This window comes from Nonomuraea sp. NPDC003754, from assembly GCF_053605785.1.
In genome coordinates this window covers 77,703-97,040 of the sequence record NZ_JBSGJX010000028.1, presented here as the reverse complement: position 1 = coordinate 97,040, position 19,338 = coordinate 77,703, and the positions used below count along the sequence as shown (strand labels likewise).

Sequence of the window (19,338 nt, the reverse complement as noted above, 5' to 3'; positions counted from 1 at the left end):
CTCCTTCGGAGGCGTCCCGGCGTCACTCGTCGATGCCGGAGCCGGAAGGATTGGTGATGTTGTCTTCGTCATCCATGGGCCCGCCACCGCCCCAGCGGGCATAGCACGCGGCGGGATCCTTGTGGAAACGGCAGGGATGGGCCGCGAAGGAGGTCACCGGCGCGGCCGACAGCGCCTGGGCGACCGGCTCGACGCCTGCGACCTGGGCCGATGTCGCCACCGGCGCGACGAGGGTGGTACCACCCAGCGCGGCGGCCAGGAGAGCGTTCCTTATCGTGATCATGACTGAGACTCCATGGTGGATTCCTGGGCGATCCCAGGGCTGACGGAGCGCCGAATCGGCATCACGTCCGCACCGATTCAACAGAGGAACGGATTTCCACGCTAATGAGCGGGAACTGCGGCGGTCACCTAGAGAAATCCAAAGCCTGAAGGCGGTCGGATTACTCTCCCGCTCCCCAGAGCGACCACGACATCACTCGAGGCGACAATCGCTCGCCGCGCGGCCTCGCAACCCCTGCGCCGTCCCGGGGACGCCGCCGCTCCCCGGGCAATGTTCCGGCAATCGTCCCGGCCGACGCACCGGCCGCGCCCCGGTTCCCGGCCTGCGCAGGCACGCCGAAAACCCGGACCATGCTCACAGAAGAGTCTCCACGCGCCTCACGGGGTCCAGGCCGGATCCCGGCCGATGACGCCGAGCAGGCGGTCGAACGGCGGGGCATGGTCGGCCACCGCCACCGCCGCCCCGAAGGCGCCGCGCTGCCTGCCCATCTCCGCCATCCGGTCGGTGAAGTGCAGCGCCCGAGAGACGGCATCGGGGTCCGGCTCGTAGTCCTGGCCGGTGGCTCGGGCCAGGTCCCAGCCGTGCACGACCAGGTCGACGAGGTACATGTGAGCCAGGACGCCCATCGGCAGGCCGCCCATGGCGGGGCTGGCACCCTCCCACGCCTCCGGCCGCGACCAGGCGGCCAGGGTGCGCTCCGCCCGTTCGGGGAAGTCGCCCGCGTAGGGACCCTGCTCGGGGCGCGGCCCCTGCCGGCCCAGCGACTCGAACATCTCCGCCACCCACTCCAGGTGGTTGATCAAGTCCTTGACGTCGAACTTCTCGCACGGCGTCGACAAGCCGAGCTGCTCCTGCCGTACGGCGCGCACCAGGCCCGCGGTCCGTTCGGTAGCGCGTGTCATCAGCGGCATCATGTCTTCCATGGCAGCGATCGTGCCGCGCCGGCCGGAGGCGCGGCTTGTAGAAAGGCGACAGCGCGGCTGGGTCGACCCGTACGCGGGACTCGACGCCTTCGACTACGTCCGCCATGCGCCCTCGCCGGCGATGTCGGCGTACGTGGAGCACTTCTGGGTCGTCACGTGGACCGGCCTCGCCGAGCCGTACGAACAGCGCATCGTCTCCCACCCCAGCGTGAACATGACGATCACCCATGACTTCCACCAGATCGCCGGAGTGATCAAGGGCGGGTTCTCCTACACGATGCGCGGCAGCGGCCGCGTGCTCGGCACCCGCTTTCGCCCCGGCGGCTTCCGGCCGTTCCTCGACGGCCCGGTCTCCCAGCTGACCGGCCGCTTCGTGGAGATCGGCGAGATGTTCGGCGCGGCGGGCGCGAACCTGGTCGAGCACGTCCTGGCCGAACCCGACGCCCGGGCCGCCGTCGCGCTCGTCGACAGGTTCCTGCTGAACCTGGGGCCGCATCGCGATCCGCAGGCCGACGAGGTCGCGGCGCTGGTGGCGACGATGGAGAGCGACATGTCCATGACCCGGGTCGACGAGCTGGCCGCAGGCTCGGGACGGTCGGTGCGCTCGCTGCAGCGGCTGTTCCGCGACTACGTCGGGGTCGGCCCCAAGTGGGTGATCCGCCGGTTCCGGCTGCACGAGGCCGCCGAGCGCGTCTACCAGGGCCTCGACCTCGCCACGCTGGCGGCCGAGCTCGGCTACACCGACCAGGCGCACCTGACGCACGACTTCACCGCCGCGGTCGGCATGCCGCCCGCGGCCTACGCCCGGCTCGGCGGCCGGGCCTGATCGTCTCCTCCGGCGTGCGCCCGCCTGCCTCGGCCCGGCGCCGGGAACCGGGCCGGGCATCGCGGGTTCGCGGGGGCTCGCATGGGTTCGCGGGGGCTCGCATGGTTTCGCGGGGGTTCGCGGGGGCTCGCGCGGCGAGTCCTCGGGAGGACGGCCTGCGACGTGGCCCGCCGGCCGCCGACGCAAGCCAGATGAAAGTCCGTCCGCGGTGAACAAAGGCGGCTGACCGGGCTCGCCACACGGCGCCGCGCCGCCCGTATCCCGGAACCGCGCGGTCGACAGAGACGAACAGGAGGTCCATCACACGACAGGCCAAGGCCGCGCCGGCCGCCACTGTGCCCGGCCTTCCCACCGCCCGACAGGAACCACCCAACACCGAGGACAGACAGTGGTCGCGCCGCGCACCGACTGGAACCGGAGCCGCTGGCGGGGAGCACTCTCGCCGGACCGGCCAGTCATGTCCGGCCGCGCGGCCGCCGTGCGGGCCGAGGCCCCGTCGCCGCGAAAGCCTGCTCTCTCCCCCGGGCGGCGGAGGGACGAATGGGTGGCGTCGGCGATGTGCCGGCAGGGGCCGGCGCAGCACCCTTGACGGCATGTTGCTGAAACTCATGACCGCTCTGGTCCTGATGACCGCCCCGGCGCAGGCCGTCGAGCCGCCGGCCCTGCAGGGGCTCGGCGCGTTGGTCGACGAGCACGTCACCACGACGATGGCCGAGGAGAAGATCCCGGGCGTGGCCGTGACGGTGGTGGCCGGCGGCGAGCGGGTGGTGCACAAGGGGTACGGCTGGGCCGATACGGAACGGCGGGTGCCGGTGGATCCCGAGCGCACCCGGTTCCTCATCGGCTCGGAGACCAAGTTGTTCACCGCCCAGGCGGCCCTGCAACTCGTCCGCGCCGGCAAGCTGGATCTGGACGCCGACGTGAACGCGTACCTGAAGACCTTCAAGATCCGTGACACCTACCCGGGTCCGGTCACGCTGCGGCACCTGCTCACCCATACGGCCGGGTTCGACGAGGATTACGTCGTGGGCAGCGGCGCGGACGTGCTGCCGCTGGGCGAGGCGCTGGCCGCCCACCAGCCCGCGCGGGTCCGCCCGCCCGGCACCGGGGTGTCCTACAGCAACTACGGGGTGGCGCTGGCCGGGTATCTGGTGCAGACCGTGTCAGGGATGCCCTTCGAGGAGTACGTCAGGCGGCAGGTGTTCGAGCCGCTCGGCATGAACGACTCGGTCATCGCCTGCGGCGGGCTGCGCGGCACCAAGGCCTACCTGGTGGACGGGACGCCGACGCCCATCGACTGCGCGGACTTCGCCGCCTCCGGCGCCGGGCCGGCCTCGACCGCCGCCGACATGGCCACCTACCTGCAGGCCCACCTGTCGCGGGACGCCCGGCTCGGGGCCGGGGTCGCGACCGAGATGCAGCGCCGACAGTACAGCGAGCATCCCAGCCTGGCCGGGATGGGCTTCATGTGGGAGGAGCGGCCGTACAAGGGGCGTCGGCTGCTGTTCAAGGGCGGCGACATGCCCGGCATGCACTCCTCCATGTTCCTCTTGCCCGAGCAGGGCATCGGCATCCACGTGATCTCCAACGGGGACGGCACCGGGCGGCACGGGCTGGACGGGTTCGCGCTGATGGAGAAGATCATTGACCGGTACCTCCCGGAAACGGCGCCGCCCGAGGTCACGGCGCTGGCGGGCGCGTCCTCACGCGTCTACGAAGGCTGGTACCGAAGCAGCGGCGTCAGCCGCGGCAGCCTGCTCAAGGTGCAGGCGTTGACCGACACGCCGGTGCACGTCACCGCCGCCGCCGACGGCAGCGTCGTCACCACCGGGCTCGGCGGCCGGAAGCAGCGCTGGATCCAGTTCGAGCCCGGCGTCTTCCAACAGGAGGGCGGGTGGAGCCGCATCGCCTTCCCCGAGCCCGGTCAGCTCGCGCTCGGCGGCGGCACGGTCGTGTTCGATCAGATCGGCCTGCTGGAGCATTCGTGGCCGCATCTCGGCCTGCTGGCGTGGGCGGTGGTTGTGTCGGTGATCGCCATGGTGGGGTATCCCGTGGCGCTGGCCGTACGCAGGATTCGCGGGCGGGTGGCGCGCGGGCCATGGGTGCCGCGGCTGGCGGCCTGGCTCGGCGGCGTCGCGGTGGTGGTGTTCGTGGCCGGGCTCGGCTCTTTGCTCGCTGACCAGGGCCGGGCGTTGCCGCTGGTCCTACAGGGGGCGCCGGTACTGATCGGGCTGCTGGTGCTGGCGACGCTGACCGTGGCGCTGGCCGTCGCCTTGCTGGCCGGTGCGATCCTCGCCTGGTGGCGGCGCTGGTGGCGACCCTGGGCCAGGCTCGGCTACACGCTGGTCACGACGGGCGTCGTCGCGTTCGCCGTCGTGGCCGTCCTTTACAACTTCGTCGGCCCGCCCTACACCTGAGTAGGATTTCGTCACGATATGTCAGCTATCGCCAGATCAATCCGCCGCATTCCTCCGCAGGCCGCGGACCTCGCGATCGCCCTGGCGGTACTCGCCGCACATTCGGCCCCCTTCATCCTCACCATCCGAGAGGCCGACCCGGTGACCGGCTACACGCTCGGGCAGTACCTGCCCGTGCTCGGCCTGACGCTGCCGCTGATCTGGCGGCGGCGCGCACCGCTGGCCGTCCTGGCAGCAGTGACAGCCGCCACGGGCGCATACCTGCTCAACGACCCCGACACCGCCCCACAACCGATCCCCTACGCGCTCCTGATCGCGATCTACACGGTCGCCGCGCACGGCTCACGCCGCATCCGCGCCTGGGCCATGGCCCTGCTCATCACGGGCACCGGCGCCCAACTCGCCGGGCTCGTCCTCAACCCACCGAGCGCGGACACCACCGCACGGGCACTGGTGATGTACATCGCGGCCTGGGCCATGGGCCGGGCCGCGGCCAACGCACACCTACACCCGCCAGCTCGAACGCGACAAACAGCGCGAAGCGGAGCGAGCCGTCGAGCGGGAGCGCGCGGCGATCGCCCGGGACATGCACGACGTCCTCGGCCACGCCATCAGCCTGATCGTCGTGCAGGCAGAAGCCGGACCCCTGGCCATACGTCCCGACCCGACACGGGCCGAAGCCGCCTTCGACGCCATCGCCGCGACCGGACGCGAGGCGATGGACCAACTACGCCGCCTCCTCGGCCTGCTCGGCACATCCTCACCCGGCGCCCCGCCGACCGTGGCCCGCATCGAAGCACTCGTGCACAGCGTGGACCGGGCCGGGCAACGCACCACACTGACCATCCACGGCACACCACGCCCCCTACCCGCCGACGTGGAGGCCGCCGCCTACCGGATCGTGCAGGAGTCGCTCACCAACGCCGTCAAGCACGCCAAGGCGACCGCGGTGACCGTCGAACTGAACTGGAGACACGACACGCTCATGATCGCCATCACCGACGACGGCCGCGGCCACACCGGCGGCTCAGGTCACGGACTGATCGGCATCCGCGAGCGGGCCGCGGCATGCGGCGGGTCGGCGACCTTCAGCCCCGGACCGGACGGGCACGGCTTCGCCGTCACGGTGCACCTGACAGGAGCCGCATCGTGACGATCCGCGTCGTGGTCGCCGACGACCATGAACTCATGCGCAGCGGCTTCGCCCTGATCCTCGACACCCAGCCGGACATCACAGTCGTCGCCGAGGCCGGCGACGGCGCCCAAGCCGTCGCGGCGGTCCGCGCACACGCACCCGACATCGCCCTGCTCGACATCCACATGCCCGTCATGGACGGCATCCAGGCCGCCAGGACCATCTGCGCCGAGACCCGCACCAAGGTCGTCATCCTGACCGTCTTCGACCAGGACGAATACGTCTACGAAGCCCTGCACGCCGGAGCCAGCGGCTTCCTCCTCAAGGACGTACGGCGCGACGACCTCGTGCACGCCGTCCGGGTTGTGATGGCCGGGGAATCCCTGCTGGCCCCCGTAGTGACCAGAAAGCTGATCGACGACCTGGTCCGCCGTGACGCCCGCCCACCGATCGCGATACCAGGAATGGACACCCTGACCACCAGGGAACGAGAAACCCTCGCCCTGCTCGGCCAGGGGCTGTCCAACCCCGAGATAGCCGCGGCCCTGACGGTCAGCGAGCACACCGTCAAGACCCACGTCAGCAACGTGCTGTCCAAGCTCGGCCTGCGCGACCGGATCCAGGCGGTCATCTGCGCCTACGAGTCCGGCCTCGTCCACCCGGGCCACTGGCGCCGTTGAGACCTAACGCCGCTCGACCTCCTCTGGCGCCGCTGGGCCTAACGCCGCTCGACCTCCTCGCCGGCACCACGAACGAAGCTCTCGCGCACCACCTCGTCCGCCGACGCCAGCTCAAGCGTCGCCGGATCAGGCAACTCCTCCCGCCGGGCAACCGGCCGCTGCTTCGGCACCTCCGCGCCGCGCTCGCCCGCCTGCTCCCCCACGCCCGCCAGACGGTCGAAGTAACGCAACAGCTCCACCGGCAACGGCATGACCAGCGTGGAAGACTTCTCCGCCGCGACCTCCACCACCGTCTGCAGCAACCGAAGCTGCAACGCACCCGGAGTCTCCGACATGATCGCCGAAGCGTCGGCCAGCTTGCGCGCAGCCTGGAACTCACCCTCCGCGGTGATCACCCGAGCCCGCCGCTCCCGCTCCGCCTCTGCCTGCCGAGCCACCGAACGCTTCATGGACTCAGGCAACTGCACATCCTTGATCTCCACCCGATCGATGTGGATGCCCCAGCCCAGCGCCGGACTGTCGATCATCAGCGCCAGACCCTTGTTCAGCTCCTCACGGTTGGACAGCAGATCATCCAACTCGCTCTTGCCGATGATCGACCGCAACGAGGTCTGCGCCACCTGCTCCACCGCGAACAGATAGTTCTGCACCTCCACAGCCGCCCGCAGCGGATCCTGAACCCGGAAGTACGCCACCGCATCGACCTGAACCGAGATGTTGTCACGAGTGATGCCCTCCTGCGTCGGCACCGGCATCGTGACGATCTGCACGTTCACCTTCCTCATCCGATCCGCGATCGGAATGAGCAGGTTGAACCCCGGCTGGCGAATACGCTTCTGGGCCTGGCCGAACCGGAAGACCACGCCACGCTCCACCTGATTGACGATCCTGATGCCGCTCAGCACCACCCCGACACCGCAGAGGGCCACGAGCGCCAGCACGACTTCGTTGATCATGGGCCTATCCCCCCCGTTCAAGGCTAGGTCCGGGCCACGTACGGAAAACCCCACGACATCGTCAAGAAATCACGGGGTTCCCACCACCAGCACACCCTCCTCCACACGAGCCTCCGTGCCCAGATCCGCGCACGCACCCACGAACCGCTCACAGATCCACGCACACTCCGACCCCCGCGCCAGAACCGTCCTGCCGTACTCCAACTTGATCGGTACGGCCCGCAACCCCACCACCCGCGAACCATCGAAGCTCACCAGGAACAACAACGACAGATCGTTACGCAGATCAGGATCGACCGCATAGTCATCCAGGAAGTCCCCTAGATCAAACAGCACCGGCAACGCCACCCCATGAACGACATGAGCGGAATGACCCGCCACCAACGTCGCCCCCGACGCCACCAACGCCTCAGCCGCCGCCCGCACATACGGCAACGGCCGCACCGTCATGTTCGGCCCCCAATGCGGAGTCACCAGCACCACATCCACCGGCATACCGCACCGCATCGCCGCCACCGTCTCCGTCAACCACACCGGCACCCGATGCAGCAGATCGACATAAGCCACACCAGGCCGGTCGGCCCGCGCCGCGAAGTCCGCCGGATGATCGGTCACCCCCACCACCCCGACCCGCAACCCACCGGCCACCAGCACCGCCGGCCGCCGCGCCTGAGCCTCGTCCGCACCCGCGCCCACCGCCTGGATACCCACCCGGTGCAGATGGTCCAGCGTGTCGAGCAACGCGTCGTAGCCGTAGTCCAGCGCGTGATTGTTGGCGAGCGTCACACAACCGACCCCCAACTCCGCCAGCAGATCAGCCGCCTGAGGCGGTGCCCGGAAATGGAACGGCTTGCCCGCCTGCGCCCACCTGCTGCCCCGCGCCGACACACAACACTCGAGGTTGAGAAGGAACAGGTCAGCCTCGGCCAGATGGTCGCGCACGCCGCGAGAAAGATAGGCGGCAGGATCGGTCGTGCTCTCCAGCAACGTGGCGACGCCACGCCCGAGCATCGTGTCACCCGCCAGCGCGAGTGTGACGGACATACCTGTCAGCTACCCCGGCTCAGCAGGATGTCGACCTGGGCCGCCGATTTCTGCCGAGCCGCCTCGGCCTTGTTTGTCGATGAGTCTTCAGTCCTTGAATGAGGGGCGGCTAAAAGCCGCCCAGCCGGGCGCCTTTACAAAGTAGATTTATTACAGAAACCGAAGATCATCCTTCGGGATCGCGGCTTCGTCCACACCGCGCCCTCGATGGCGTGTTCCTCCCAGCCGACTCCGGCAGGCACTCCGGACAACACCGGCCGGCCTTTGCCGAGCCGCCTCACCTGCAGACGACAGGCGTCAACACCGATGGAGCCGGGTGTGGACGTCCACCGTCCAAGAGATCGCCGGAAGGCGATCGAGGTCGCTACGTCAGCCATAGGAGCGGTTTGAGATGCCTCTCCCCTACCCCTGACCAGGCACGACGCCTGGTCGGAGAGGCTCACCTCGGGGACGATCATGTATGCGCGATCGAATGCCTGCGGCGGCTTGCCGAGGAATCAACGAGGCGATGCCGCACCTGCTGCGTTCACAAGCTGAGGTGAAACCTCCGCTTGGCGGCCGCCAACCGCGGCATCTGAAAGGCCGGCGAGCTTCAGCGGATGCTCGCCGAGCATGGCCTGAAGATCAGCGCAGGCAAGATGTGATCACGTCGTTCCAACTTCCTGGTCGCGGCACGATCGTTGTTCGCGTACACGCAAGCAACGCAGGATCTTCCGCAGCCCCACCCAGGGCATCCGCGTCGGCCAGCACCCCTACGGCGTTGCCCAGCGACTTGACCAGCCTTGGGTGATGACCGGCCGGGCGGAGAGGTGTTCCTTCACCGCTGCCGCTGATGGTGAGTCACCATCAGCGGCAGCGGTCGGCGGGGGCGTGGTGTCAGGCCTGGTCGTGGAGTTCGGTGCGGGTGGCTTCGACTTGTTCGGCGATGGTGGCCAGGACCGGCGGCGGGACGTGCTTGTCGCGGAAGGTGTCGACGAGCTGGTCCAGGACGGCGTCGGCCTGTTTGAGGTCGTGGGCGCGGGCGTGCACGCGGGCCAGGCGGCGCATGGTGGCGTTGAGGGTGATGTTGTCGACCCCGGCGTCGGTGCCGGTGTCGAGGGTGGTCTCCACGACCGCGCCGAGCTGTTCGATGCTGGTGGTGGTGTCGGCAGGCCGCACCTCGATGCCGTTCTTGCCGAGGGTCAGGAAGTGGCGTCCGGCGTTGGTGCCCTTGACCATGAGCGCGTAGACCGCGAGCGGGTGGTCGGGGTGGGTGGCGATGAGCTGGTCCAGGGCGGCGTTGCCGTCGGCCAACTGGGGGGCGTCGGAGCCCAGGAAGGCCAGCAGGGTGCCCTGCTGGGAGCCGATCAGCAGGTCGCCCGCGCGCCGGTCCTGTTCGCTGGCCGGCGGGCTGATCTGGATGGTGTGCTCGGGTGAGGTGACGGTGGAGCCGTCGGGGGCCTTGCACAGGGCGCGCAGCCGGTAGGTGCCGGGCTGGGTGAAGGTGAGGCCGTCGGCCCCGTAGCCGAGGTAGGCGCTGTCGTAGAGGGCGGGGGTTCGGGCGTCGAGGGTGACGCGGCGGTCGGGGTTGCCGCAGTGGCGGGCGATGGGCCGGAAGGGGCGGATGGCTCCGGCCGGGTCGGTGACCAGGATGGTCAGGTTGTCGCCGCGGGGGCTGAGGTTGGGGAAGGCGTCGGCTCGGGGGGTGCTGCCGTCCAGGGACAGCTTGATCTCGGTGACGACGGGTTCGCCGTGGGAGAAGGTGTCGCGTCCGAACAGCTCCAGCCGCAGCCCGGACCGGCTGGCCGGTGGCAGGTCGAACTCCTTCGGAGCAGCGCGATAGGCGGCACCGACACCGACCTTCAAGCCCAAGCCGCCCATGACGACGTTGCGGTAGAAGCCGTGGCGCAGATGCCGCAGCTCATTGGCGGTGAACTGGTGGGTGAAGGCCTCCCAGAAGGCGGCCTCGCCCTTCTCTCCGTTCGGCCCCTGGTACAGATGCTCGTAGTTCATCCACGACAGGTCGCCGTAACCGTTGCGCGGACCGAGCGGCTGCGGGGGAACGGCGGTGGTGGCCTTATCCCAGCTGTGCACCAGGTTGAAGGCGTGGCCGATCTCGTGCACCCAGGTGTGAAGCTCCGTGCGGGTTCCGGCCACCTGCTGCATGGCCATCTCGGTGTGGAACACCGCCATCCCTTGGCGGGGAGATCCTTCGCGGTCGAACATGACGCCCTGGGTGGCGTCTTTGTCGACGTGGCGGGTGGCGATGAAGCTCCACAGCTTCCACTGCTCGCTGTCGCGGTGGCCGCTGAAGTTGCTGACCATCGCGGCATGCAGCTCGGCATCGTCCCACCTCAGGTCCGCGCCCGCCCCGGCGACGGCGACCTCATTGACGACGGTGCCGGACGTGCGCAGCTCGATCCCGACCTCGGCGTAGACCGACTGGACGGTGGCGATCTTCTTGTCCAGACCCGGCGGGCGGGGATGAGTGCCGGTGAAGTACTCGGGGGCCGGTTGGGTGCCCGCCATGGCGTCGACTTCCCAGTCGATGGTGCGCAGGAACCGGGAGACGTAGGCGCAGGTGTAGGTGGTGGTCTGCGTTCCGTCGGCCGTGCTGCGGGTGAGGGTGGCGGTGCCGCCGGGGGCGAGCTTGTCCACGACCACCGAGATCTTCGGCATCTGGGTGGATTCGGCGAACTTCGCGGTGCCGGTGATGGTGGCGGGCAGCGTGACGGGCTGGCTGCCCTCCAGGACGAAGGAGTTGATGTAGGCGCCGTCCGGGACCCCGAACGTGTCACCGGAGATCACCGGCACCGGGCCTGTCAGGTCGACGCGGAGATCGATTCGCTCATCGTCGGCCGTGCCGGAGAAACGCCCGGCGGCCGGCAGCCGAGGAGTCTGGTAGGGGGCGGGTAAGGCGCCGAGCCCCGGCAGGACCTGCGCCCACGGGCCGATCTTCGTGGGCCCGTCGATCCAGTGGAAGTCCATCGCCTGGTCGCCCTTGATGAACACGGTCCGGTTGTTGCCTCCGGCATACAGCATCAGGGCGTCGTCGAAGTCGCCTCTCATCTGCGCGGGTAGCTTCGCCCATCCCGCCTCACCTCGTTGGTACAGAGGTCCTTCGTACTCGACGCCCCGCCCCCAGACGATCAGCGCGCACCGCTCGCCCTTGATCAGGAGGGTCTTGTACGGTACGCCCGGCACCTGCATCGCGACGTCGATGTCGCTGCGGTATTCGGCCGGGAGGTAGGGCCCGAAGTCCGGCAGGCCGGTGACCGGCCCCTCGTACTTCTGTCCGACGGTCCATTCCCAGTCCAGGCACCGGTCGCCGGCGATGAACACCATTCGCGTGCTGGAGGACGGCACCTCGAGGTCGAGCGCCGCCTCGCTGCAGCTGGCGTACGGCTCGGGCAGTGTCAGACACCCCTGGTGGACATCCGTCAGCGGACCCTCCCACACCAGCCCTGTCTCGCTGATCTGCGCGACCCGCTCGCCCCGCAGGAACATCGCCCTCCACGGGGCTTCCCGTGTCGGGATGATCCCGGTGAACCCTGTGGTCTTGGCCCGCATGAACGCCATTGTTCGCCTCCCGGCCGGGCCCCGCGGGCCCACGCCGATGACGCTAAAAGAGCACATTGATGCTCACAATAAGCAAAAAGAGATCACGCCCTGTCGGGTTGGACCGAAACAAACAGAGTGGGCTCACCTTTCAATTGCGGGCCACCTCTTACCCCTCGTGCCTTCGCCTTGGCTTCCCCCTTCGCCACGATCGACGGCGCCGGCACCGCTTTCCTGTCTCGGCGCGACGCCGCAGGTCCGGGTCGGAAGCACCCAACCTTTGACCTGGCCGCCAGGAGGAGACCATCGGCTCTGCCACCCCCTGCCCCGTCAGCCTCGGGACCAGACAGCCGTAAACATCGCCATCTCGTGGCCTCATCCGGCCACCACCGGTGCAGCAGCCCGGCGATCGACCCGCAGGCGACACTCGCCGACCACGACCACGCCTTGATGGAACGCGAACAGGTGGCACCGGCCGTGGGAAGGCGACGGAGCGATGCCCAGCAAGATCGTTCTCATCGATAACCGCTGTCCGCCGGCTCCTCAGCCCCGAGCTCGTCGCTTTGTATCGCCCCTTCAGCGCCCACCTGGCCGGCATGCTTCTCATGATCGGCATCGACGCGTGCGCGAGGTCAGCAGCGCACATGTCGACCGGGATGACGCCCCCGACTGGTCCTTGGACACCGGCGCCCGTGATCAGCGCCGCTCAGGACCCCTGCTGGTCGCCTACGGCCGGAATCTCCCCCGCCCGATCAGCTCAGGCCAGCGACACGACCTGGTTTCCACACTCGCGCAGGACGGCCATGACGTGGGCAGCCGAGCGGCCCCACCGCTCATATTTCCAGCGTTTCATGGGGCCGCTCGGTCGGCGCCGCGGCGAATCCCGGACGTGCGCTGCGCGGACGGCCGGAGATCGTTATGCGGTTGGGGCGGTCTCGTCCTCGTCTCGGGGGAAGAAGGGGAGCTCAACGTAGACGCGGTCGGCGGCGGCGAGGATCTTCGGGGCGTCGTCGACCGGCGGGTGGATGTGGTGGTTGATCCGCTTCTTGACCTCCTTGGCTTCGGCGCCCGAGGCCATCACCCTGCGGTCCCAGCCCCGGGTGAAGATGGCCCCGGCACCGCCCAGGTCCAGGCAGGTGACGTACGGGCCGGGGGTGAAGTCGCGCAGCGGCAGGTCGAGCAGGTCGGCCGCCGCGTTGTACCCGGCGACCTTGCCGAGCGGGGTGGCGTGCTGGCAGGCCTGCATGACCGTGTGCTCGGCGTCGAACGGCGCCGCGGCCGTGTCCCCGGCGACGAACACCTCGGGAAGGGCGCGCAGCCGCCGGTCCACCGGCACCCGGCCGAGGTGGTCGAGGTCGTCGGAGATCTGGCTGGTGAGCTCGCTGGCCCTGACCCCCACGGACCAGACCACCGCGTCCGCCTCGACCTTGGTGCCGTCGGACAGGACGGCGTATCCGTCCCCTACCTCCGTCACCGTCGTCCCGAGGCGGCGTTCGACGCCCACACGGTCCAGCGCTGCCTCGATCTCCTCGCGCGGGCCCGGGCCGAGCTGGTCCCCGACCACCTGCGCCTGGTCCACCAGCAGCACCCGGCCCCGGGCGGCCAGTTCGGTCGCGGCCTCCAGCCCGACGAACCCGGCGCCGACGACCACGGCGGAGTAGTGCTCGCGGTCGCGCAGATGGTCGGTGAGCCGCCGCGCCCCGTCCAGGGTGTCGATGTCGAAGAGCCGTTCAGCGCCGGGCAGGCCCTGCGGCTGGACGAGCTTGCTGCCCGCCGCCAGCACCAGGCGGTCGTAGCCGACCTCCTGGCCGTCGGCCACCACCACGCGGCGGTCGGTGTCGATCCTGCTCACCGAGGCTCGCAGGTGCTCGACGCCGATCGGCTCGAGGATCCTGCCGAGCTCAACCTTGGCCAGGTCCGGCTCCGGCTCGTACAGGCGCGGCCGCAGCACCAGGTGGTCGTTCGGCGCGATGAGCGTGATGCGCAGCTCCGCCTCTCCGCGCGCCAGCGCCGCTCCCGCCGCGCTCCACACGCCCGCGAAACCGCCTCCGATGATCACAACGTGCGCCACTGTGTCTTCCTCTCAGCCTCGCCCCCCGAGGATCGGGGGGTCGGTCGGCAGGGAGACAAGATTGCGGGTTCAGATGTGACCGATGTGGGCGAACTTCTCGGGATTGACCAGTCTTCTGAACGCCGTGATCCGCCCGTCGGCGATCTCCACGGTGTCCAGCCAGACCAGCTCGCCACCACGATAGGTCGCCAGGGCCGGGTGACCGTTCACCTCGATGATCTGGAACGCGTCGGGCCGCCTGAGCTCGATCTGCCTGACCGCCAGCAGGGCGATCCGCTCCGCGCCCCGGACCGGCCTGCGCGCCGCGGTCACCTTGCCGCCGCCGTCGGCGACATAGACGACCTCGGGGTCCAGCAGCGCGACGAGCCCCGCCATGTCACCCGCGTCGGCGGCCGCCTTGAACGCCTTGAGCACGCGTTCGGTCTCGGCCTTGGACGCCTGGGGGCGCTCCCGGACCGCGGCGACCCGCGCCCGCGCGCGGGAGGCGAGCTTGCGGCTGGCGGCGGGCGTGCCGCCGAGCACCTCGGCGATCCGGGCGAACGGGAAGTCGAAGACGTCGTGCAGCACCAGCGCGACCCGTTCGGCGGGGGTGAGCCTCTCCATGACCACCAGCATCGCGGTGCTCACCGACTCGTCCATGAGCACCTGAGCGGCGGCGTCGGGCCCGGTCAGCAGCGGTTCGGGCAGCCAGGGCCCGACATAGGACTCGCGCCGGACGCGCGCCGACTTCAGCATGTTGTAGGACGTACGGGCGGCCAGGGTCACCAGCCAGGCCCGCAGGTCCCGAACCTCGGACAGGTCGGCGGCGACGGCGCGCAACCAGACCTCCTGCGTCACGTCGTCGGCCTCGGCCACGGTGCCGAGAATCCGGTAGGCCGCCCCGAAGACAGCGGAACGGTGCGATTCCCAGTCAGCCTCCCCCAGCACGCCGGTCAGCTCCACCTCGGCCTCCTGCCCCCTCCGGATCAGTGATCGGCCTCCGATCCTAGGCAAACCACCCCCGACCACCCCAAGCGCGGGGGCGAGATTGGCGATGGCGTCCAGGGCGAGATCAGCGGAGGCGTCGAGCGGTCTGGGGCGGACCGGGGCAAGCGCGAAAGGGGACCCGGCCCCAGGAAGGTGATCCGCGGGCGCCTCGGCGGGCGGCGGGATGCGACTGCCGACCGTGCTCGTGCTGACCGGGCACCGCTCCATCACGGACATTCTGCGCTGGTCAGACCGGCGCCGCCGTCACCAGGCCACCGCCCGACGCTGCCACTACCAGCGCAATCACTGGGGTATTAGGCGGTCTTGACTGAGCCGCCGTCGATGATGTGGTCGGCGCCGGTGGTGCTGCCCGCGAGCGGCGAGGCCAGGTAGGCGATAAGGGTCCCGACCTCGGCCGGTTCCACGAGCCTACCGGTGGTCATCCCCATGGCCGCGGGCAGGCCGGCGACCAGCTGCTCCCTCTCCAGGCTCATCGAGGTGGCAAGCGCGGCGCCGTACCCGTTCGGGTCCTCCCACATGGCTGTACGGACCGGGCCGGGCGACACCGTGTTGACGCGCACGCCCTGCGGCCCGAACTCCTCGGCCAGTGCCTTGCCGAACGCCGTCAACGCCGCCTTCGCGGTGGTGTACGGGACTGGCCCGGCGTGCGGCATCCGCGCCCCGTTGGACGAGACGTTGACGATGGCGCCGCGCTGCCGTACCAGGCTGGGCAGCGCGGCGCGCGTCGTACGCACGGCGGCGAAGAGGTTCAGGTTGTAGATCTCCTCCCACGCCTGGTCATCGAAGGAAAGGAACCCGCCGACCGCTCCGCCGTCGCCTCCGCCGACGTTGTTGACGAGCACATCGAGCTCGCCCAGCTCCGCCAGCGCGGCCTCGACCAGGGTCCGCGGCCCGTCCGCGGCGGCCAGGTCGACCTGCACGATGATCGCCCCGGTCTCCTTCAGCTCCGGCGTGGCGGTCCGGGCCGCCGCGACCACCTTCATCCCCTCGCCTACCAGCGCCGTCACTGTCGCCAGCCCGATGCCCCGGCTCGCCCCGGTCACCACCGCGGCCTTGCCGTTCAGCAGCATGTCCATGAGATCTCCCATCGCTGCGCCATTGATGATGCGGCTACAGTATTAGTCGCAACACAAATGTTGCAAGTCGAGGGTGAGCGGCTACCCTCCTGTAGTGTTTTCATGTGACGAAGCAGCCAGTGCACGCCAAACCTCTGCGCGCGGACGCCGAACGGACGGTGCGCGCGATCCTGGCGGGCGCCGAACGCGCGCTCTCGGCGAACCCCGCGGCCACGATGGAGCAGATCGCCGAGGCGGCGGGCGTCGCCCGCACCACCGTGCACCGCCGTTTCACCACACGCGAGGAGCTGGTGCAGGCGCTGACCGCCTGGGCGACCGCGCAGTTCGCCGAGGCCGTGGACACCGCGACGTCCGAGACGGCGCCACCGCTGGTCGTCCTCCACCGGGTGACCGCGAATGTCCTACGTGTGAAGATCGGCTGGGGCTACGCGATGAACCGGGCCGCCGCGTCGTCCGATCCCGAGATCGCGCGCGTCCACGCGGACGTCCTGGACAAGTGCGACCGGCTCTTGCGCCGGGCGAGGGCGGAGGGGCTCCTGCGCGCCGACGTCGACATCGAATGGGCACGCCGCTGCTACTACGCCCTCATCCACGAGGTGACCCAGGATCGCGGCGCCACCGAGATCGACGCCGACGCCCTCACCACACGGCTCGTCGACACCCTGCTCAACGGCCTGGGCGCCTGACCGGGCGCCCCAGCCCACGCCGTCATCGGACAGGACGGCGTGGGCGTCACGACTGCGCGGCGCCGACCACCAACAGCCCGCTCGAACCGTCCGGCCCCGTTCCACCGGCCAAGCCCGATGCCGCCGCGAAATCGACTTCACCAGCCTCCGCGAAAAGCTCGACACCACCACCCCCGGCGGCTGCCTCGTCTTCCACGTCTTCGCCGCCCAGGCCGAATTCATCCGCGAACTCATCGTGGCCGGCGCCTACGAGGGGGCCTGGCCGCCGCCGAAGCCTGAGGCCGCACCGGCCGGCGCCCCACCGTCGTCAACGCCGACCCACTCAAGGCCACCGCGACCTGCTGTCCGACCCCGAACGCCCGGTCACCTCCATCGCCAAGCTGCTCGGCATCTCGGTCGGCACTCTCTCCAACCACATCCCCGGCCTACAACAGCTGCGCCTTCGCGAACGCAACAGCGAAGCACCTCCGAACGGAAAGTCACGGTAAGCACGCCCCCACGCTCGCCTTAGCGGGACCTTCGTTCCGATGCTCGTCATGCCCCTTCACCGAGACCGGAACCGCCTTCACCTGAACGCCGCACCGGGCCACGGCGTCTCGCCGCGGCTTCGTCCCGGGCCGGAGGCGAGACTCGCGCTCCGTCACTCCGGCGCGCCGAACGAACCCGGCGCCTTTACAAAGTAGATTTCTACGCCAACAGTCAAAGAAGTCTTTGACACTTCCGAAAAGCCAAAGATATCTTTGGCACATGCGCATCACTGATCCGCGGGCCATGCGTGCCCTGGCGCACCCCCTACGGCTGGAGCTGATCGACCTGCTCGGCAGGATCGGCCCCGCGACGGCCGCCACCTGCGCCAAGCACCTGGAAACCTCCCAGGCGTCCTGCTCCTTCCACCTTCGCCAGCTGGCCAAGTACGGCTACGTCACCGAGGCCGACCCCTCGACGGACAAGCGGGAACGCCTGTGGCGGTTGGCCGACCACGAGCAGGCATGGTCCGCGGCGGAAGGCGGCCCGGCGGCGCTCGAACTGGAGCGCGTGTTCATCGAGCGGGAGGCCGGCCGCATGGCCGCGTGGGCCCAGGCCCGGTCCTCCGCTCCCCCGGCCTGGCAGGAGGCGGCGTTCGCGTCCGGCGTCAGCGTCCCTGTGACCCCCGAGGAGCTCGACGCCATCGGCAAGGACTTCATGCGGCTGCTCCAGCCGTACATCGCCCGCCTGTCCGACCCGTCGCTGATCCCCGAGGGCGCCGAGTCCGCCCGCGTCTTCCTCCACGGAGCCCCCCATGCGCCTCTTGGTGCGTAACCCGCGCTTCCGCCGGCTGCTCCTCGGCGACGCCGTCTCGAGTTTCGGCGACAGCGCGCTGTTCTTGTCCCTGGCCATCTGGGCCAAGGACCTGACCGGCTCGGCCGCCGCCGCCGGGATCGTCTTCCTGTGCATCACCGCCCCGGGCCTGGTCTCCCCTCTCTACGGTCACCTGGTCGACCGGGTCCGTCGCAAACCATTGCTGATGGCCATGTACGCGGCGATGGCGGCCATCGTGCCCGCCCTGCTCCTCGTGCGCACGGCGGGCGACATCTGGATCATCTACGCGGTGGCGCTGGCCTACGGCGTCCTGTTCTCCACACCGGCCTACGGCGGGCTGCTGAAGGACCTGCTGCCCTCCGCCGACGCGGCCGCGGCCAGAAGCATGCTGATCACCGTCCGTGAGGGGTTACGCGTTCTTTCACCGGCCGCCGGCGCGTGGATCTACCTGACCTTCGGCGGTGGCACGCTCGCCGTCGTCGACGCGATCACCTTCGTCGTCGCCCTCCTCGTACTCGCCTCCATCGACGTCGTCGAATCGCCGCCCGAGCCCGCCCGCGCCGGCGACGGCTTCTGGAACGCCGTGACCGCCGGATTCCGCTACCTGCGCGACGTACCGCTGCTGCTGCGACTGTCGGTGGCCTTCGCCGCCTTCCTCGCCGGAGCCGGTCTGCTCGACACCGCCACCTTCGCCGCCATCGAGGGCCTCGGCCGGCCCGCCGCCTTCTTCGGCGTCGTCACCGCGGTCCAGGGCGCCGGGTCGGTCCTGGGCGGCCTGCTGTCGGGCAGGCTCATCGCCCGGCTGGCCGAGACGCGCACCACCGCCGTCGGCTACGCGGTCATGGCGCTGGGTGTCGGCCTCTGCCTCGTCGAAGCGGTCCCGGTGTACCTGCTGGGCACTGCCCTCCTGGGCGCCGGACTACCGCTGCTCCGCGTCGCTCTCGGTACGGCGCAGCAGCTCTACGTGCCCGCCCGCCTGCAGGGCCGGGTCGGCGCGGCGATCGGCATGGTGTCGGACCTGACGCAGACGCTTTCGATCGCCCTCGGCGCCGCGGTGGTGGGGCTGCTCGACTACCGGGTGATGCTCGGCGTCGTCGCCCTCGCCGCCCTGCTCTGCTGCCTGGTGGTGCTCGTCCGCCCCGCGCCCACCCCCGCGATCGTCCCCTCGATCGCGGACACGCCCCAGCCGGTCGGATAGCGCCCCCTACGGCGGGCGCCCTCCGGTGGGTGTCCCGTCGCGCGTCCGCGGGCGACGCCTTGCCGCCACCCGCTCATCGGCACCCCGAGACCGCGCCCCGTCACCGCACCTCGTCACCGCACTCCGTCGCCGCACCCGCCGACCGGCGCCCAGCACCGCGCCCCGGCGCCGCCACCCGACACCGTGCCCTCACCGCGCCTGACCGCGCCCCGAGGCCGCC

General features: G+C 70.0%; 15 protein-coding genes and 1 pseudogene. 8 read left to right on the top strand and 8 right to left on the bottom strand.

The window, feature by feature from the left end; all coding sequences use genetic code 11:
* Positions 1–22: 22 nt before the first annotated feature.
* Together ACWEVS_RS30155 and ACWEVS_RS30150 are read right to left on the bottom strand one after the other, a co-directional pair.
* Positions 23–283 carry a hypothetical protein gene (locus tag ACWEVS_RS30155; protein WP_452554234.1) on the bottom strand — a complete coding sequence of 87 codons (261 nt, stop codon included), beginning with the start codon at positions 281–283 and terminating at the stop codon, positions 23–25.
* Between the two features lie 377 nt (positions 284–660).
* A complete protein-coding gene (locus tag ACWEVS_RS30150) occupies positions 661–1,185 on the bottom strand; it encodes a TIGR03086 family metal-binding protein (protein WP_452416153.1) in 525 nt (174 codons plus the stop codon).
* Positions 1,186–1,204: 19 nt separating this feature from the next.
* Between ACWEVS_RS30150 and ACWEVS_RS30145 the strand changes: the two genes are divergently transcribed.
* The 5 genes and pseudogenes from ACWEVS_RS30145 (at position 1,205) to ACWEVS_RS30125 (ending at position 6,264) form a co-directional block, all read left to right on the top strand.
* Positions 1,205–2,032, top strand: a complete 828-nt coding sequence (locus ACWEVS_RS30145; protein ID WP_452554233.1) for an AraC family transcriptional regulator — start codon at positions 1,205–1,207, stop codon at positions 2,030–2,032.
* A gap of 593 nt (positions 2,033–2,625) precedes the next feature.
* A complete protein-coding gene (locus tag ACWEVS_RS30140) occupies positions 2,626–4,449 on the top strand; it encodes a serine hydrolase domain-containing protein (protein WP_452554232.1) in 1,824 nt (607 codons plus the stop codon).
* Between the two features lie 18 nt (positions 4,450–4,467).
* A pseudogene (locus ACWEVS_RS30135) lies at positions 4,468–4,878 on the top strand (DUF7134 domain-containing protein); the annotation flags it as partial.
* Between the two features lie 157 nt (positions 4,879–5,035).
* Positions 5,036–5,602: a sensor histidine kinase gene (locus ACWEVS_RS30130; protein ID WP_452554231.1), complete on the top strand. Its 567-nt coding sequence runs from the start codon at positions 5,036–5,038 to the stop codon at positions 5,600–5,602.
* Positions 5,599–6,264: a response regulator gene (locus ACWEVS_RS30125; RefSeq protein ID WP_452554255.1), complete on the top strand. Its 666-nt coding sequence runs from the start codon at positions 5,599–5,601 to the stop codon at positions 6,262–6,264. Before ACWEVS_RS30130 ends, ACWEVS_RS30125 begins: the two co-directional genes overlap by 4 nt.
* A gap of 38 nt (positions 6,265–6,302) precedes the next feature.
* Here the strand turns inward: ACWEVS_RS30125 and ACWEVS_RS30120 are convergent, their stop codons facing one another.
* The 6 genes from ACWEVS_RS30120 to ACWEVS_RS30095 all read right to left on the bottom strand — a co-directional run bounded on the left by ACWEVS_RS30120 (position 6,303) and on the right by ACWEVS_RS30095 (position 15,935).
* Positions 6,303–7,220 (bottom strand): SPFH domain-containing protein, encoded by a 918-nt coding sequence (locus tag ACWEVS_RS30120; protein WP_449923644.1) that lies wholly within the window; start codon positions 7,218–7,220, stop codon positions 6,303–6,305.
* Between the two features lie 69 nt (positions 7,221–7,289).
* Positions 7,290–8,264, bottom strand: coding sequence for a CapA family protein (locus ACWEVS_RS30115; protein ID WP_452554230.1), 975 nt, complete (start codon positions 8,262–8,264; stop codon positions 7,290–7,292).
* Positions 8,265–9,140: 876 nt separating this feature from the next.
* Positions 9,141–11,813, bottom strand: coding sequence for a hypothetical protein (locus tag ACWEVS_RS30110; RefSeq protein ID WP_452554229.1), 2,673 nt, complete (start codon positions 11,811–11,813; stop codon positions 9,141–9,143).
* A 904-nt stretch (positions 11,814–12,717) separates the two neighbouring features.
* On the bottom strand, positions 12,718–13,872 hold the full coding sequence (locus tag ACWEVS_RS30105; RefSeq protein WP_449923655.1) for an NAD(P)/FAD-dependent oxidoreductase: 1,155 nt from the start codon (positions 13,870–13,872) through the stop codon (positions 12,718–12,720).
* A gap of 69 nt (positions 13,873–13,941) precedes the next feature.
* Positions 13,942–14,814 (bottom strand): RNA polymerase sigma factor SigJ, encoded by an 873-nt coding sequence (sigJ, locus tag ACWEVS_RS30100; RefSeq protein WP_452554228.1) that lies wholly within the window; start codon positions 14,812–14,814, stop codon positions 13,942–13,944.
* 338 nt (positions 14,815–15,152) lie between these two features.
* Complete coding sequence (locus tag ACWEVS_RS30095) at positions 15,153–15,935, bottom strand: SDR family NAD(P)-dependent oxidoreductase (RefSeq protein WP_452554227.1); 783 nt, start codon at positions 15,933–15,935, stop codon at positions 15,153–15,155.
* 104 nt (positions 15,936–16,039) lie between these two features.
* Here ACWEVS_RS30095 and ACWEVS_RS30090 point away from each other — a divergent pair, with 104 nt between their 5' ends.
* The 3 genes from ACWEVS_RS30090 (at position 16,040) to ACWEVS_RS30080 (ending at position 19,118) form a co-directional block, all read left to right on the top strand.
* Entirely contained in the window at positions 16,040–16,621 is a 582-nt protein-coding gene (locus ACWEVS_RS30090; RefSeq protein WP_449923664.1) for a TetR/AcrR family transcriptional regulator, read from the top strand.
* A gap of 747 nt (positions 16,622–17,368) precedes the next feature.
* Entirely contained in the window at positions 17,369–17,920 is a 552-nt protein-coding gene (locus ACWEVS_RS30085) for an ArsR/SmtB family transcription factor (RefSeq protein ID WP_354917734.1), read from the top strand.
* On the top strand, positions 17,901–19,118 hold the full coding sequence (locus ACWEVS_RS30080) for an MFS transporter (protein ID WP_452554226.1): 1,218 nt from the start codon (positions 17,901–17,903) through the stop codon (positions 19,116–19,118). Before ACWEVS_RS30085 ends, ACWEVS_RS30080 begins: the two co-directional genes overlap by 20 nt.
* Positions 19,119–19,338 lie beyond the last annotated feature (220 nt).